This is a genomic window from Geodermatophilus sp. SYSU D00698, assembly GCF_054050335.1.
Genome location: NZ_JBJGZD010000020.1, coordinates 1 through 14,622, shown reverse-complemented (window position 1 = coordinate 14,622; position 14,622 = coordinate 1). Strand labels below are relative to the sequence as shown.

Annotated in this window: 11 protein-coding genes; 6 read left to right on the top strand and 5 right to left on the bottom strand. The window is 75.0% G+C overall.

Annotated features, from left to right (window positions below; translation table 11 throughout):
* Positions 1 to 10: 10 nt before the first annotated feature.
* From ACI8AB_RS17195 to ACI8AB_RS17185, 3 genes are read left to right on the top strand one after another with little or no spacing between them, the layout of a single operon-like run.
* Positions 11 to 382 carry a hypothetical protein gene (locus ACI8AB_RS17195; protein WP_456951116.1) on the top strand — a complete coding sequence of 124 codons (372 nt, stop codon included), beginning with the start codon at positions 11 to 13 and terminating at the stop codon, positions 380 to 382.
* Positions 379 to 2,220 (top strand): hypothetical protein, encoded by a 1,842-nt coding sequence (locus tag ACI8AB_RS17190; protein WP_456951115.1) that lies wholly within the window; start codon positions 379 to 381, stop codon positions 2,218 to 2,220. The genes ACI8AB_RS17195 and ACI8AB_RS17190 overlap by 4 nt, the downstream gene beginning before the upstream one ends.
* On the top strand, positions 2,217 to 2,774 hold the full coding sequence (locus ACI8AB_RS17185; RefSeq protein ID WP_456951114.1) for a serine acetyltransferase: 558 nt from the start codon (positions 2,217 to 2,219) through the stop codon (positions 2,772 to 2,774). The genes ACI8AB_RS17190 and ACI8AB_RS17185 overlap by 4 nt, the downstream gene beginning before the upstream one ends.
* Positions 2,775 to 2,842: 68 nt before the next feature.
* Here ACI8AB_RS17185 and ACI8AB_RS17180 read toward each other — a convergent pair whose 3' ends face one another.
* Together ACI8AB_RS17180 and ACI8AB_RS17175 are read right to left on the bottom strand one after the other, a co-directional pair.
* Complete coding sequence (locus ACI8AB_RS17180; RefSeq protein WP_456951113.1) at positions 2,843 to 3,856, bottom strand: endonuclease/exonuclease/phosphatase family protein; 1,014 nt, start codon at positions 3,854 to 3,856, stop codon at positions 2,843 to 2,845.
* Between the two features lie 14 nt (positions 3,857 to 3,870).
* Entirely contained in the window at positions 3,871 to 4,539 is a 669-nt protein-coding gene (locus ACI8AB_RS17175) for a glycoside hydrolase family 16 protein (RefSeq protein WP_456901607.1), read from the bottom strand.
* Positions 4,540 to 4,960: 421 nt separating this feature from the next.
* Between ACI8AB_RS17175 and ACI8AB_RS17170 the strand changes: the two genes are divergently transcribed.
* Entirely contained in the window at positions 4,961 to 6,049 is a 1,089-nt protein-coding gene (locus ACI8AB_RS17170; protein ID WP_456951112.1) for a glycoside hydrolase family 16 protein, read from the top strand.
* Between the two features lie 56 nt (positions 6,050 to 6,105).
* Here ACI8AB_RS17170 and ACI8AB_RS17165 read toward each other — a convergent pair whose 3' ends face one another.
* Together ACI8AB_RS17165 and ACI8AB_RS17160 are read right to left on the bottom strand one after the other, a co-directional pair.
* On the bottom strand, positions 6,106 to 7,107 hold the full coding sequence (locus ACI8AB_RS17165) for a glycosyltransferase (RefSeq protein ID WP_456951111.1): 1,002 nt from the start codon (positions 7,105 to 7,107) through the stop codon (positions 6,106 to 6,108).
* Between the two features lie 334 nt (positions 7,108 to 7,441).
* The gene (locus tag ACI8AB_RS17160) at positions 7,442 to 10,015 is read right to left on the bottom strand and encodes an alpha/beta fold hydrolase (protein ID WP_456951110.1); all 2,574 of its coding nucleotides are present in this window, start codon (positions 10,013 to 10,015) and stop codon (positions 7,442 to 7,444) included.
* 309 nt (positions 10,016 to 10,324) lie between these two features.
* On the opposite strand from ACI8AB_RS17160, the gene ACI8AB_RS17155 reads away from it, so the two are divergent.
* The gene (locus ACI8AB_RS17155; RefSeq protein WP_456951109.1) at positions 10,325 to 11,038 is read left to right on the top strand and encodes a 4'-phosphopantetheinyl transferase family protein; all 714 of its coding nucleotides are present in this window, start codon (positions 10,325 to 10,327) and stop codon (positions 11,036 to 11,038) included.
* Positions 11,035 to 14,001, top strand: coding sequence for an acetoacetate--CoA ligase (locus ACI8AB_RS17150; protein ID WP_456951108.1), 2,967 nt, complete (start codon positions 11,035 to 11,037; stop codon positions 13,999 to 14,001). Before ACI8AB_RS17155 ends, ACI8AB_RS17150 begins: the two co-directional genes overlap by 4 nt.
* Positions 14,002 to 14,114: 113 nt before the next feature.
* Here the strand turns inward: ACI8AB_RS17150 and ACI8AB_RS17145 are convergent, their stop codons facing one another.
* Positions 14,115 to 14,339, bottom strand: a complete 225-nt coding sequence (locus tag ACI8AB_RS17145; RefSeq protein ID WP_387988482.1) for a hypothetical protein — start codon at positions 14,337 to 14,339, stop codon at positions 14,115 to 14,117.
* Positions 14,340 to 14,622 lie beyond the last annotated feature (283 nt).

Sequence of the window (14,622 nt, the reverse complement as noted above, 5' to 3'; positions counted from 1 at the left end):
AGTGCCGGACGTGTCCCTCCGGACCGGCGAGCGCACCGGCGCCCGGACCCGGACGCTCGTCGCCTGGGCCGGCATCGGCACGTCCGTGGCCTCGGCCCTGGCGGTCGCCGTGGACGCCCCGCAGGCGGTCCGCCTCGTGACCGTGCTCGCCTTCGTCTGCGCGGGTCCCGGCGCGGCCGTCCTGGCCCACGTGCCGACCTCCCGGCAGTCGACGTCGTGGGCGCTGACCGACGTGGTCTCGCTGGCGGTCTGGGGCATCGCCTCCGCGGTCACGGCCTGGCTCGACGTGTGGTCACCGACCACCCTCCTGCTGGTCCTCGCCGCCGGCACCGTCGTGTCCTGCGCGGTCGCGCTGCTCCGGGTGCGGGGGGCCGGCCGGTGACCCGCGCCTTCGCCGACGCCGGCACGCCCGACGCCCTCCCCGGCGTCCCCGACGAGAGCGGCCCCCACCGGGACCGGCCGTCGCTCCTCCGCCGGGCACTGGCGCCCCTGGTGGTCCTCGCCGGCCTGGCCGCGTGGGCGGTGAGCCTCACGCAGGTCGACACCGCGACGCGCTCCGACTACGGCCTGCTGGCCCTGGTCGGTCCGCTGTTCCACGTCGGCCTGGCGCTGGTGTGCGCCGGGTTCGTCGTGGAGCTCTTCGACCAGCGGCGCACCTGGGTGCTGGTCGCCGGGGTGGTCGGTCTCGTGGCGGTCGTCGACGCGACGGTGCCGATCCTCTACACCAACCCCGAGTACGCCTGGACGTACAAGCACCTCGGCGTCGTCGAGTGGTTCCGCGAGGGCAACGGCATCACCGACCCCCGTGACATCTACCAGCAGTGGCCGGCGCTCTTCACGGCGGTGGCCGCCCTCGGCGAGCTCACCGGCGTCAGCACGCTGACCCTGGCGACGTGGGCCCCGTTCGCCTCCAGCCTGCTGGTGTGCCTGCCCGTCTTCGCCATCGCCCGGACCCTGTCCGAGGACCGCCGGGTGGCGTTCCTGACGGTCTTCCTCTTCCACGCGGGACTGTGGGTGGGTACCGCCTACCTGTCGCCGCAGGCGTACGCCTTCCACCTGAGCCTGGGCTGCGTGCTGGTGGTGCTCACCTGGCTGCGCCGGACCCCGACGGAGTGGCGCCGCGGGCCGTCGCGGCTGCGGCGGCTCAAGGCCTGGTCGGTGCGGGGTGCGGAACCGGTGCCACCGGTGTCGCGGAGGAGCCGCTGGGTCGCCCTGGCCCTCCTGTACGGGCTCTTCACCGCCGTCACCATCGCCCACCAGCTGTCGCCGTACATGCTGGTCGTGGCCTTCGTGCTCCTCACGGTGCTGGGGACGGTCCGGCCCCGCTGGACGGTGCTCGGGTGCCTGCTCATCGCCGTCGCCTACCTGCTCCCGCGCTTCGACTTCATCAACAGCGCCTACGGCCTGCTCGACAGCCTGCGGTTCTGGGAGAACGCCGGCGGCGTCGTGACGACGACGACCGGGAGCGCCGGCCAGGTGTTCACGAGCACGGTCGCCTCCGCGCTCGCGCTCGGCGTCTGGCTCGCCGGCGCCGTCGCCGTGCTCGCGTCCTGGCGCAGGCCCGGCCGGGTGCTCGTGCCCGCCGCCCTGGCGTTCGCGCCGTTCCTCATCCTGCTCGGGCAGAGCTACGGCGGCGAGGCCATCTACCGCGTCTACCTGTTCTCCCTGCCCTTCACCGCCTTCCTGATCGCCCAGGCGGTGGTGCGCATCCGGTGGAGGCGCGTCGTCGTCCCGGCGCTGGCCGTCGTCCTGGTCGCCGTCTCGCTGGCCAGCATCCAGGGGCTGCACGGCACGCTGGCCTGGTCGACCTTCTCGGAGGACGAGGTGGAGGCCATGGAGTGGATCTACGACAACGGCGAACCGGGCCGCACGCTGGTCATCGGGGCCCAGAACGGGCCCGGGCGCCTCACGGCCGACTACAACGCCTTCGGGGTGCCGTCCTCCGGCGGCGACCCGGACCTCCTCACGTTCGCCGGCCTGGGCGGGGAGCAGCTCGACGAGGGCGGGCTGCCCGCGGTCGAGGAGTTCATGGCGACCCAGGGCGAGCGGCCGTACCTGGTCGTCACCCGCAGCATGATCGAGTACGCCGAGTACTACGGCCTGGTGACCGACGGTTCCTTCCAGCGGCTCGAGGAGGCCGTCACGGGCGCGCCGGGGTGGACCACCGTCTACGAGAACGACGACGCGTTGATCGTCCGCTTCGACGGCGTCCAGCCGTGAGCGACGCCGTCCCCGGCGGGGGGTTCCTCCGCTGGGCGACGCAGGACTGGAAGGTCAACGCCGGGTACCCGGACTCGCAACTGCTGCTCGTGGCGTTCCGCACCGCGCAGTGGGCGGTGCGGCGGTGGGGTCTCCCCGGGAGGGCCCTGGCCTTCGGCTACTCGCTGTTCACCTCCCTGTTCGTGGGCGTCGAGCTCCCGCCCGGACTCGAGGTGGGACCCCGGCTGCGCGTCTTCCACCCGCACGGCATCGTGCTCAACCCGGGGGTGCGCCTGGGCGCCGACTGCGTGCTCCGGCAGCACGTCACGATCGGGAACGTGGTCCGGCGGGACGGCTCGGAGAAGGGCGTCGCCAGCGCCGGGGACGACGTGGAGTTCGGGGCCGGGTGCGTCGTCGTCGGCGCCGTGCACGTCGGCTCGCACGCGCGGGTCGGCGCGCTGTCCCTGGTCCTGCGGGACGTCCCCGAGTGGGGCGTCGTCCTCGGCGTCCCCGCCGAGCTGGTCCGCGTGGACGACCCGGGCTACCGGCGGCCCGAGGCCGCGTCGGAGGTCTGAGGACCGTCGCGCAGCCGGGACCGCGCCCGCCGGCGGCTCCGGTCGGGCCGGCCTCGCCGCCGCGCGGGTCACCCCGCGGGGAGGGTGACGGTGGTCAGCAGCCCCCGGTGGTCGGAACCGGGGACGGTCACCGTGCGCAGGTCCCGTGCACCGGCGCCGCGCACCAGGACGTGGTCGATGCCGATGACCGGGGGGATCGCCGCGCCGGCCGGGAAGGTCGCCGTCCACCGGGCACCGAGCTGCTCCGCCGCGTCCCGGTACCCGTCCTGCAGCAACCCGCGGAACTGGGCGTTGCCCCACGTCGCGTTGAAGTCGCCACCGACGAGGACGGCGGAGTCGTGCTCGTCGGCCTCCTGGCCGAGCCGCTGCAGCAGGGCAGGGAGCTTGGCCAGGTCGCGGACCCAGTCGTCGGCCGCCTGCGGCCACGGGCCGGCTGCGTGGACCCCGAGCACGGTGGGGCCCGGCTGTCCGTCGGCCAGGCCGACCCGGGCCGACACCGCGGGGAAGGTCAGCTCGTCGTGGCGTGTCTCGTCGGTCAGCGGGGAACGGCTCCACAGCCCGATCCCGTCCGCGCCGGGGGCGGCCAGGACGACGCTGTGCGGCAGGAGCTCGTCGAGGCCCGCCGCCTCGAGCTCCCGGCGCAGCGACGGGGTCAGCTCCTGGAGGGACACGACGTCCGCGCCGGAGCGCTCCACGACGGCCACCAGGCCCTCCGCGTCGGCCTCGCCCAGCCTCACGTTCGCCGTCAGCAGCGTCAGCGGCTGCCCGCCGGGCACCTCCACCGGGTCGCCCGCGTACGTGGGGGCCACGGCGGCGACGGCGGCGACGGTCAGTGCGGCGGCCACGCCGGCTCCGATCCACCGCCGGCCGGCGACCAGCAGTGCGGTGGACACGGGGGCGAGGGCCAGGAGGTGGGCGGAGAAGGCGCTCAACGCGACCAGGAGACTGCTGCCGGAGAGGTGGTGGTGCGCGGCGAGGCCGATGCCCGCCGACAGCCCGGCGAGGGCACCGGCCAGGCCCGCGACGCGACGGGCGCGCTGCCGCCCGCAGGGACGCCCGGCCGCACCCGGCCCACCCGGCACGGCCTCCCCGGGAGTCAGCGGTACATCCGGACCCAGTCCACGTAGAGGCTCACCGTCTCCGGGGTCGTCGCGTCCGGAGCGGGGATCCACGTGCCCTGAGGTCCCACGTCGAGCTGGATCGCCAGGTGCATCGGGCCGTGCGGGATGGCGGCCGGCTCCGTGGTCCGGAAGACCTGCTCGCCGTCGATGTAGACGGTGATGCTGTCCGGCTGCCAGTCGACCGCGTAGTTGTGCCACTGGGTGAAGTCGCCGGTCACCGTGCTGTCGATCCGCTGGTCGTCGGCGCCGTAGTGGACGGTCGTGTGGTTGACCCCCCGGTCGCCCGCGACGATCTCCATCACGTCGATCTCGCCGTCGATCGGCCAGTTGTCCGAGTCCGGCCACAGGAGGATGGCCGGCGCGTAACCCGTGCCCTCCTCGACCCTGGCCCGGAACTCCCACCTGCCGTAGGTGGTGGCCGGCTCGCCGTGCCATGCGAGGCCACCGGAGTACTGCTGCCAGGCGGTGATCACCAGTGAGCCCTGGCGGAGCGAGACCGCATCCGGGCTGCGGACCCCGATGCCGTTGGCGCCCAGGCTCCCGTAGAGCCGCCAGTCGGTGAGGTCCAGCTGCGCGCCGTCGAACTCGTCGCCGTCGAACTGCTGCCAGCCGAGACGTTCGGCCGCGGTCGACGCGGGGGGCACCCCGTCGTTCAGGCCGGGCGCCGGAGCCTCCGTGCCGTCCGTGCTGCAGGACGCCAGGAGACCCAGCACGGTGGTGGCGGCGAGCCAGCCACCCATCCGGCTGCGGAGGGCGTGGCGGGGCCGGCCGGTCCGGGCGTGCGACCCGGCGGCTCGAGCGTGCGACGGCATGGTCAGTCCAGGATACGGGCCCGGACAGGCGAGATCAGCGGATGTGGTGGACGCAACCGGATCGGAGGACGGGCGGGCCCGGGTGGTCGTCGTGGCCGGCCTCGGGCGACGGGGCGCGTGTGACCAGTGGTGCGCAGGGGGCCTGGGAGAGACGAACCGGTCCCCATCGCCTGTGCACTCTTCACATCGCACCGTGTCGACATATTTACTCAGAGCCATGTCGTCACACCGTGCATCCGGCCGACCGCGCGACGTGAGGAGGCGCCTCGCCATCCGCCTCATCGCCCTGACGGCCGCCTTCACGGCCGCCAGCAGCCTCGTCGCCCTGTCCCTGGAGGCGCCGGAGGACGCTGCGGCCGCCGGTCCGCTGGCCGAGGCCGCCTCCTGGTGGAACTCCTGGGGCCACGGCGACACCTCGCAGCGCCGGCTCCGGAACGAGGTCCCCCGCGACACCCGGCGGTCCGGCCCCCCTGCGCCGGCGGTCACGCCGACCACGCCGCCGACCACTCCGGCCGCCGTGCCTCCGCCGGCCGCCGTACCGCCGCCGGCCACCGCGCCCACGCCGTCCGCCACCGCCTCCACCCCGGTGCCGCAGGCCACGCCCCCGTCCCCCACCGCGCCCCAGCCGGCCGCCGTGCCGCCGGCGTCGACGACGACGAGCGGGGCGAGCACCCCGGCTCCCACGGGTGACGTCACCGGGTGGCGGCAGGTCTTCTCCGACGGCTTCGACGGCTCGACGCTGGGCCCGCAGTGGCGCACCTACTCCGGCCAGCCCGGTGGTTCCCCGTACGGGACCTGGTCACCCTCCCAGGTCCAGGTGAGCGGCGGCTTCCTCCAGCTGCGCAACGAGCTGCTGAACGGCCAGTGGGTCAGCGGCGGTCTGGCCAGCCGGATCGGTCAGACCTACGGCAAGTGGGAGATGCGGTTCCGCATCGACGCCGGCGACGAGATCAAGTACGCCGCCCTGCTCTGGCCGGACGGCCCGAACTGGCCGCCGGAGATCGACTTCGCCGAGGACGCCGGCGGCAACCGCAGCGGCACGACGGCGACGCTGCACCACGGCGGGGACGACGCGATGGTCGGTGAGCGGGTCGCCGTCGACCTGACGCAGTGGCACACCATGGGCGTCGAGTGGTCCCCCGGCCGCCTCGTCTACACCCTCGACGGCCGGCCGTGGGCGACGACGGTCCACCAGGGCGTGCCGAACGAGCCGATGCACCTGGCGATCCAGACCCAGCCGGGCGGCTGCCAGGGCGGTGGCGGCGCCTTCGGCTGCGGCGTGGGCAACCCGCGGACGACGACCATGCAGGTCGACTGGGTCACGATCTACGCGCCGGCCTGACCCGGGACCGGGCGCCGGTGACCACCCCCCGGGGGCGGTCACCGGCGCCGCCGTCGTCAGGCGCCGGCCCGGACCGCGCCGGTCCGGCCGACGGCGTACCCCGAGGCAGCGGCCAGCAGGCCCACCCCGGCCGTGACGGCACGGGCCAGACCCCACCCGTCCCCGCGGAGGAACCGGCGCAGGTCACGCCACACGCCGCGGGGGATGGCCCCCAGCACGTGACCACGCTCCTCCCCGAGCGCGCTCCCCTGGTCCAGGGCGGCCATCGCGGCCTTGCCGCGCCCCTCCGAGTGGCACCGGCGGACGAAGTGGCTCCAGCTCGCCCGGGCGGCGGGGACGTCGTGGACGATCTCGGCCTCCGGGACGTACAGCCAGGACCGGCCGGTCACGGCGGCCGCGCGGATGCAGAACTCCGTGTCCTCCGGGCTGGAGGCGGCCCCCAGCTTCCCGAAGCCGTCGCGGAAGCCCCCGACCCGGGCGAAGTCCTCACGCCAGACGGCCATGCTCTCGCTCCACACGTTGCGCACCTCGCTGCGCCCGGTCGGCATCCCCTCGTAGGACGCGCCCACGACCCAGAGGAACTCCGGCGGGAACCAGCGGGGTACGACGCCCCCGGGCCAGTCCGCCTCGACCCGCCCCCCGACGCCGACGGCCCCGGGGGTCTCCTCCAGCCCGCGGACGAGGTTGGTCAGCCAGGTGCGTGCCGCGCGCGTGTCGTCGTCCAGGAAGGCGACGACGTCGCCCCGTGCGGCTCTCGCCCCGGCGTTCCGGGTGCCGGAGGCGCCGCGCGAGGTGGTGTTGGGGACGACGCGGACCTCGGGGAACGCGCGTCGGACCCGGTCCAGCAGTGCGGGGGCGTGGTCGACGGCGACGACGACCTCGAGCGGGCGCCGGTCCTGCTCGAGCGCCGACCGGACGGCGGCGGTGATCCCCGCCCACCGCGCCTCGGTGTAGCAGGCGATGACCACCGAGACCGTCGGCTCGGCGGGGCGCTCCTCCGCCGGGTGCGCCACGGCGACCACCGACTCGCAGGCCGACGGGGATGGCAGGTTCGGCACGGGCGTCCTCCGCAGTGCTCAGAGCTCGGCGTCCGGGGAGGTGCAGGGCTCCTGCGACCTCCCGGACCCGAACGGGGCCGGCGTCACGCGCGGGACGGGGACGTCCCGCGTGCGGTGATCGGCGATGACCGCTCTGTCGCTGCGCGAGCACTCCCCCACGCGTCCGCTCCGACCACGGCGGGGATGTTGCCCAGTGAAACTGTGACACACCTGTGAGATCGCCGCGACGTGACCGCGATCATGGACCGGCCGTCCGTCACGGCGGGCAAGACGACGCCGGACGGTGTCCGTGTGGACACCGTCCGGCGGATCGGCCCCGGGATGAGGGGCGCGGTCAGGGAGCCGTGGTGAAGCCCTGCGCGATCTGCTCCACGAACGGCGACCGCAGGAGCGAGTTGTGCTCGCCGGACAGGGTGGTCATCCGGACGTCCCCGACCAGCAGCTGCCGCCAGACGACGAGACTCGCCTCGTTGAGGTGGCTGACGTAGACGTCGACGCGGCCGTCCCACGGCTGCGGGCGGTGCAGGAGCGACACCCGGACACCGAGTTCCAGCATGCCCTCCATGCGTGCGCCCGACGGGGGCAGTGCCCCGGCCGCGAGCGCCAGGACACGGCGCCGCCACAGCTCACGCGTCGTCTTCGGCGCGCCGTACTTGTCGTCCCCGGGCAGGGGGGCCACCGCGGGGTGCTCCCCGTTCGCCGTCGCCTCCGGGGACCAGGCCTGCTCGACCAGCCGCTGCGGCAGGACGGTGTCGATGAGGGTCACCGAGGCGACCTCCTCGCCCGCGGCGGCCAGGCGCCGCGCGACCTGCAGGGCGACGAGCCCCCCCATGGAGTGCCCGACCAGCCGGTACGGCCCGTGCGGCTGGATCTCCCGCAGTCGGCGGAGGTGCCGGCGCGCCGCCATGCCGATCGAGTAGTCGGGCAGCCCCCACTCCTCGAAGCCGTGCGGCTGGAAGGCGTACACGGGCTGGTCCTCGCCGAGGGCCTCGGTCAGGGGCAGGAAGGCCTGGCCTCCGGCCCCGGCGCCCGCGAAGCACACCACCGGCGGGCGTGAGCCCGTCTGCCGCAGCGCCACGACGCTGGCGTGCCGGCGCCGGGTCCCGGCCCGCGCGCCGCCGTCGGCACCCGCCCGGGACCGGGACACGACCGCCGCCAGCTGGCGCACCGTCGCGTTCTCGGCCACGTCCCCCGAGGTCAGCACGACACCGTGCTCCTCGCCGAGGCGGGTCAGCATCTCCTCGACGCTCAGCGAGTCACCGCCCAGGGCGGTGAAGGTCTCGTCCCGGCCGACGCCGGAGCGGTGCAGGACGGACTCGAACAGCCCGGCCACGACCTTCTCCCAGTGCCCCTGGGGCGGCTCGGGATCGTGCCGGGCGGGAGCGGGGAGCGCCGCGCGGTCGACCTTGCCGCGCTCGTTGCGCGGCATCTCGTCCAGCAGCACCAGCTCGGCGGGGACCATCCAACTCGGCAGCAGCGCGACGAGGTCGCGACGCAGCTGCGCCGGCGAGGGGGTGCGCCGGTCGCTGTTGGGCGCGACGTAGCCGACGAGTCCGGTGCCGGTGTCGTTCTTCACCGCGACGACGGCCGCGTCCGCCACCCCGGTCAGACCGCGCAGCGCCGCCTCGACCTCGGAGGGCTCGACGAGGTAGCCGTTGACCTTCACCGCGTCGTCGGTGCGGCCCAGCTGGTGCAGGACGCCGCGCTCGTCGTAACGGCCCCGGTCGCCCGTGCGGAACGTGGCCCGGCCGTCCTCGGCGCGGCCGAACGGGCCGTCCGCGCCACCGGCCAGGTATCCCCCCAGGTGGGGACCGAGGACGAGCAGCGTGCCGACCTCGCCGCGCGGGACCGCACGACCGTCCTCGCCGAGGACCTGGATCTCCTTCCCCTCGACCACGTGTCCCGCGGGGACCGGGCCGTCGCCCACCGGGTCGGTGGGCAGGAGGGGCCCGAACGTCAGCTGCCCCGTCTCGGAGGAGCCGAGGTGGTTCGCGATGGTGATCGCGCCGAGGCGCTCGCGGGCCGCCCGCACGTCGCGCCCGTGCAGCGCCTCGCCCGCGGTGACCACCAGCCGGAGGTCGTCCAGGCGTTGTCCCGGCGACAGCGCACCGGTCAGCGCACGCAGGAGGGACGGCGTCATCGACAGGACCGTGACCCCCTGCTGCCGCAGGAAGGCGGGGAGGCCCCGCATGCCACGGTCCCGGGGGTCGTAGACGTGCAGGCTCGCCCCGTTGAGCAGGGCGCCGAAGACGGCGTGCTCACCGAGGGCGAAGGACGGCGGCAGGACGAGCCCGAGCCGCTCCCCCGCCGTCAGGCCCATGAGCCGGCCGGTGGTGGCGGCCTCCGCGACGACGAACGCCTGGCCGTGGACGACCCCCTTCGGCCGGCCGGTCGACCCGGAGGTGAAGACGATGGTCGCCGGGCTGTCGGGCCCCGGCTCCACGGCCGGCTCCCCGTCGGCCGCCGCGGCGTCCTCCGGGCCCGGCAGAGCGATGAGGGCGTCCAGGTCGGTCAGGGCCGGGAAGGTCCCGACCTCCGCGGCACGCGCCGCGAGCCGGCCCTCGGCCACGGCGAGCGCCGCTCCGGCCATCTCCTGGATCTGCTGGAGACGCCCCGTCGGCAGCTGCGGGTCCAGGACGACCAGCGGCCTACCGGTGAGCACCACACCGAACATGGCGACCACGAGCTCCGGGGTCGGGGTCGCGAGGACCGCCACCGGCGCATCCGGCGCAGCGCCCGACGGCAGGAGCGAGCGGATCCGGTGGGCGGCGGCCCGCGCACGGGAACCGAGCTCCGCGAAGCTCATGCTCGAGTCGGGTCCGGACAGCGCGGTCGCAGTGCCCCGCTGGGCCACCACCGCCTCGAAGACGGGGGCCACGCTGCCTGTGCGGCGGGCTGGGCCGGTCACGGGTGAACCGGACGCAGGGGCAGACATGTACACCGTTCCTTCTGCGTGTCTGGACTCGACGACGGTAGCGGCCGGCGCCGTCAGGTCGTACCTCGGTCCTCCGATCGTGTTCCGTCGTCCTCGCGCCGCCCAGAGGCGCGTCCCCGGGGTCATCCATCGGGGTGAGTGCGCGTCCCGCGCGGGCACCGCGGCTCGTCGGGAGCCCATGATCGGTGGTCAGCGGCCGGACCGTCCCCTTGGCAGTGGTCGGGCCGGCCACTAGCTTGACGTCCCCTGACGGTGGGTGGACGACGCCACACACGGAGCGTGATGGTCATTCGGTTGGTCCGCGGTGCGTCCGCCCGCCCCGACGTCGCCTCCGGCCCCGCACCCGTCGTCCTGCGCGTGATCGACCTCGCCGATCCCCGGTGGGACGTCGCGGCGGAGGCCGGGTGCCTCGACGACGTCGAGCGGGCGCGGGCCGAGCGCGGCACGGCCGCCGTGCGGAGGCGACGTGTCCTGGTCCGGGCCTGCCTGCGACGGGTGCTGGGCGACCTGCTCGGCACGGGACCGGCCGGCGTCCCGCTGCGGTCCGACGACGGCCGGCCCTTCCTGCCCGGTGACCCCCTGCGCTTCTCCTGCTCCGCCAGCGAGGACCTCGCCCTGGTCGCCGTGGCGCGCCGCGGTCTGGTGGGCGTGGACGTGCAGCGCCACCGCTCCGAGGAGGTCCGCGACGCCGCGGACGAGGACTGGTTGGCCGAGACCGAACGGGTCCGGCTCCGTGCGCTCCGGGACGAGGACCGGCCGGAGGCCGTCACGCGCGCGTGGACGCAGAAGGAGGCCGTGGCCAAGGCGAGGGGAACCGGCATCCGGCGGTCGCCCGTTGACCTCGCGACGCCGGTCGCCGACCGCGGGCAGGTCGGTGGCCTGCACGTCTCCCCGGTGCCGGTCCGACCCGGCTACGTCGCCAGCCTGGCGACGAGTGTCCCGCTGGACCCGGACGTGATCAGCCCTGTGGCCCTGACGCCAGGAGGTAGGAGATGACGGAGCTCGGCACCGCACCGGACGAGGTGCGCGCGCCGGCACCGGTGCGCCAGGTCGCGGACTTCAGGACCCGCTGCGAGTCCGTGGCCGGCCGCCGGCTCCCCACCGCCACGGCGCTGCACCAGTGGTCGGTGGCCTCGTACCGGGGCTTCTGGCGCACCTTCCTCGACTGGGCGGACCTGGCCTGGGAGGGGTCCGCGGACACGGTGAGCACGTCGGACGACGTGTGGACCGCCCGCTTCTTCCCGGACGTCCGGCTGAACTACGCCGAGAACCTGCTGCGCCCGCTCGCCGGCGTCGACGACGCGTCGCCGGCGCTCACCTCCGTGCACGGGGACGGCTCGTCCGAACAGCTCTCGCGGTCGGACCTGCGCGCGCTGGTCCGCCGGACCTCGCGCGCCCTGGCCGACGCCGGTGTGCGCGCCGGGGACACGGTGGCCGCGATCTCCGCCAACAACGCGCGGATCGTCGTCGCCGGGCTCGCCGTGGCGGGTCTCGGGGCCGCACTGTCGACCGCCACCCCCGACATGGGCGTCAGCAGCCTGCTCGGGCGGTTCGGCCAGGTCGGCGCCACCACGCTGCTGGTCGACCGCTCGAGCCTCGGTGGCGGTGAGAGGCCCGCCGACGAGGTGCTGCGGGAGGTCGTGTCGGCGCTGCCGGCGACCCGCCGGGTGGTCCTGCTCGACGACGGGCCGCTGCCCGAGGCGGCCGGGCTCCCCGTGAGCCGCCTGACCGACCTCGTGTCGGCGGTGCCGGCCGACGACCCCGGGCCGGACTGGCCGCGGATGGCCTTCGACGACCCGCTCTGGGTCCTCTTCTCCTCGGGTACCACCGGACCGCCGAAGGCGATGGTGCACGGGATCGGGGGCTCGCTCCTCGAGCACGTCAAGGAGCACCGCCTCCACGTCGACCTCCGCCCGACCGACGTCCTGTACTTCCACACCACCACGGCGTGGATGATGTGGAACTGGCAGCTGTCGGCCCTGTCGGTCGGCGCGCACGTCGTCCTCTACGACGGCCCGATCAGCGGCCCGGAGACGCTCTGGCGCCTGGCGGCGCGGTACGGGGTGACCGTCCTCGGCACCAGCCCCGCCTACCTGCAGCTGTGCCAGGACGAGGGCTACGTCCCGCGGGCCGACGTCGACGTCAGTGCCATCCGTGCCGTGCTGTCCACCGGGGCGGTCCTGCACGACTGGCAGTTCGCCTGGGTCGCCGAGAACGTCGGCCCCGTGCCGCTGCAGTCGATCTCGGGCGGTACGGACATCGTCGGCTGCTTCGTGCTCGGCCACCCGGAGGTCCCGGTGCGTCCGGGTCGCTGCCAGTCGCTCAGCCTGGGCCTGGACGTGGCCGCTCTGGACGACCACGAGCGCCCGGTCCTCGACGAGGTCGGCGAGCTGGTCTGCCGCAACCCCTTCCCGTCGCGGCCGGTCCGCTTCCTGCAGGACCCCGACGGGGAGCGCTTCCGGACCGCGTACTTCACACAGCACCCCGGCACGTGGACCCACGGCGACCGCATCGAGATCGCCGGGGACGGCTCCTCGCGGCTCCACGGTCGATCGGACGGCGTCCTCAACGTCAACGGGATCCGCATCGGCCCCTCGGAGGTCTACACGATCGTCCGCGCGGTGCCCGGCGTCGCCGACGCGATCGCCGTCGAGACCGACGACCCCGCCGCCCCGGGGAGCAGCCGCATGGTGCTGCTCGTCGTGCTGCAGCAGGGCACGGAGCTCGACGACGAGCTGAGCCGGCACATCCGGGCGAGACTGCGCCGGGAGGGGTCACCCGCGCACGTGCCGTCGGTGATCCTGGCGGTCGACGAGATCCCGCTGACCCACAACGGCAAGCGGTCGGAGAGCGCGGCGCGGGCCGTGCTCCAGGGCCAGCCGGTCCGCAACCTGTCGGCGCTGAAGAACCCGCGGTCCCTGGAGTCGATCGGCGCGGCGGCCCGGCGTGCCGAGGAGGCCGCGACCGCCGCAGCCGTCCCGGACGGGGACGACGACGTCCACGCCGTCGTGGCGCGGGTGTTCGCCGAGGTGCTCGGCGGCCCGGTGGCCGACGACGTCCACTTCTCCGACGCCGGTGGCACCTCGCGCCAGGCGATGACGCTGATGCGGCGCCTGCGGATGGAACTGCACCGCCCGGTGCTCCTGGAGGACTTCCTGGTCGACCCGTCCGTGCGCGGTGTGACCAAGGCCGTCACCACCGGGGCCACGGCCCACTCCCGGTGCGAGGTGCTGCGCCGCGGCGATCCGGACGTCACCCCGCTCGTCCTCGTGCACGGCTATCTCGGGGACGTCGACATCTACCGCACCCTGGTGGACGCGCTGCAGACCTCGGCCTCGGTCTACGGCCTGACGTCCGATCCCCGGATCGCCGCGACCGAGGGGATCACCATCGAGGAGATCGCCACCCCGCTGGTGGCCACCGTCCAGGAGACGGTCCCCGAGGGGGACGTCCGGCTGGCCGGCTACTCGTTCGGGGGCCTGGTCGCCTACGAGATGGCGCGGCAGCTCACCGCAGCCGGCCGGACGGTCACCTTCCTCGGCCTGCTCGACACCGAGCCGCCCTTCGACCACCTGTCCCGGTTCTCCCGCGCCCTGCGGACCGTGGCGTGGTGGATAGCGCTCCTGGTGCCCGGCATGGTCGAGGACACGGTGCTGGGGGTGCTGCGCCGGCGCTTCGGCCGCACGGTGACGCCCCTGGACGAGGAGAAGCAGACGTTCGCAGCCGCCTACCGGGTGTTCAACGCCTACCGGCTCGAGCCGTACGCCGGGCCGGTCACGTACTTCCGCGCACGCTTCCGGGTGCCGGTGATCGCGAACCTGCTGTACGTGTGGCGCCGGGTCGCGCCGGACCTGCGGGTCGTCTCCATCCCCGGCTCCCACCACGTCCTGCTCAGTGGGGAGCACACGCCCGAGCTGGCGGCGCGCATGGACGCCGCGCTGCGGGAGTCGACGCGCTGACGGTGCCCGGCGTGCCGGGGTCGCCGCGCTGACGGCGCCCGGCGTGCCGGGCCGACGGCGGCTCGCGCCGCCTGGCCGGCGGGGCGGTCAGCCGACCGCCCGCCGGACGGTGCTCAGCGGGCGCCGAGGAGCCGGGCGAGGAGCGAGCGGCGGTACCGGTCGCAGTCGCAGAGCGCACAGTCGGTGCCGCGGCGGTAGTGCTGGTGCGCCTGCCGGCCGTGGCCGCAGTCGCTGCAGGTCGCCACGCCGGCGCTCGGGGCGGGGGCGGGCGCCGGCCGGACCTCGGGCTGGGCGAGCGCGGTGTTGCCGGTGAACTCGGCGCGGCGAGCGGGCTCCATGGTCGACCTCCTGGGGCTGCGGGCCCCCGGTGGGCCGTGCACCGACCTGAGCCTAGGGCTCCGCTTCGCAATCGCCTAGTCACGCACCGTTCCGAATGGCCAGGTGGCGCAGCCGCCTCACTCGTCACGGTGATCGGCGTGGCGACGGCACGTCGGGGTGGACCTGACGACGAGACCGTGGGCTCCTCCCCGCGGGGGGGGGGGGGGGGGGGGGGGCGGGGGGGCCGGGGGGGGGGGGGGGGGGGGGGGGGGCGGGGGGGGGGGGGGCTCGGCTGCTCCGGAC

Coding starts and splice junctions, on each gene's coding strand:
- ACI8AB_RS17145 (WP_387988482.1), bottom strand. CDS start 14,339: ATGGAGCCCGCTCGCCGCGCCGAGTTCACCGGCAACACCGCGCTCGCC.
- ACI8AB_RS17155 (WP_456951109.1), top strand. CDS start 10,325: ATGGTCATTCGGTTGGTCCGCGGTGCGTCCGCCCGCCCCGACGTCGCC.
- ACI8AB_RS17150 (WP_456951108.1), top strand. CDS start 11,035: ATGACGGAGCTCGGCACCGCACCGGACGAGGTGCGCGCGCCGGCACCG.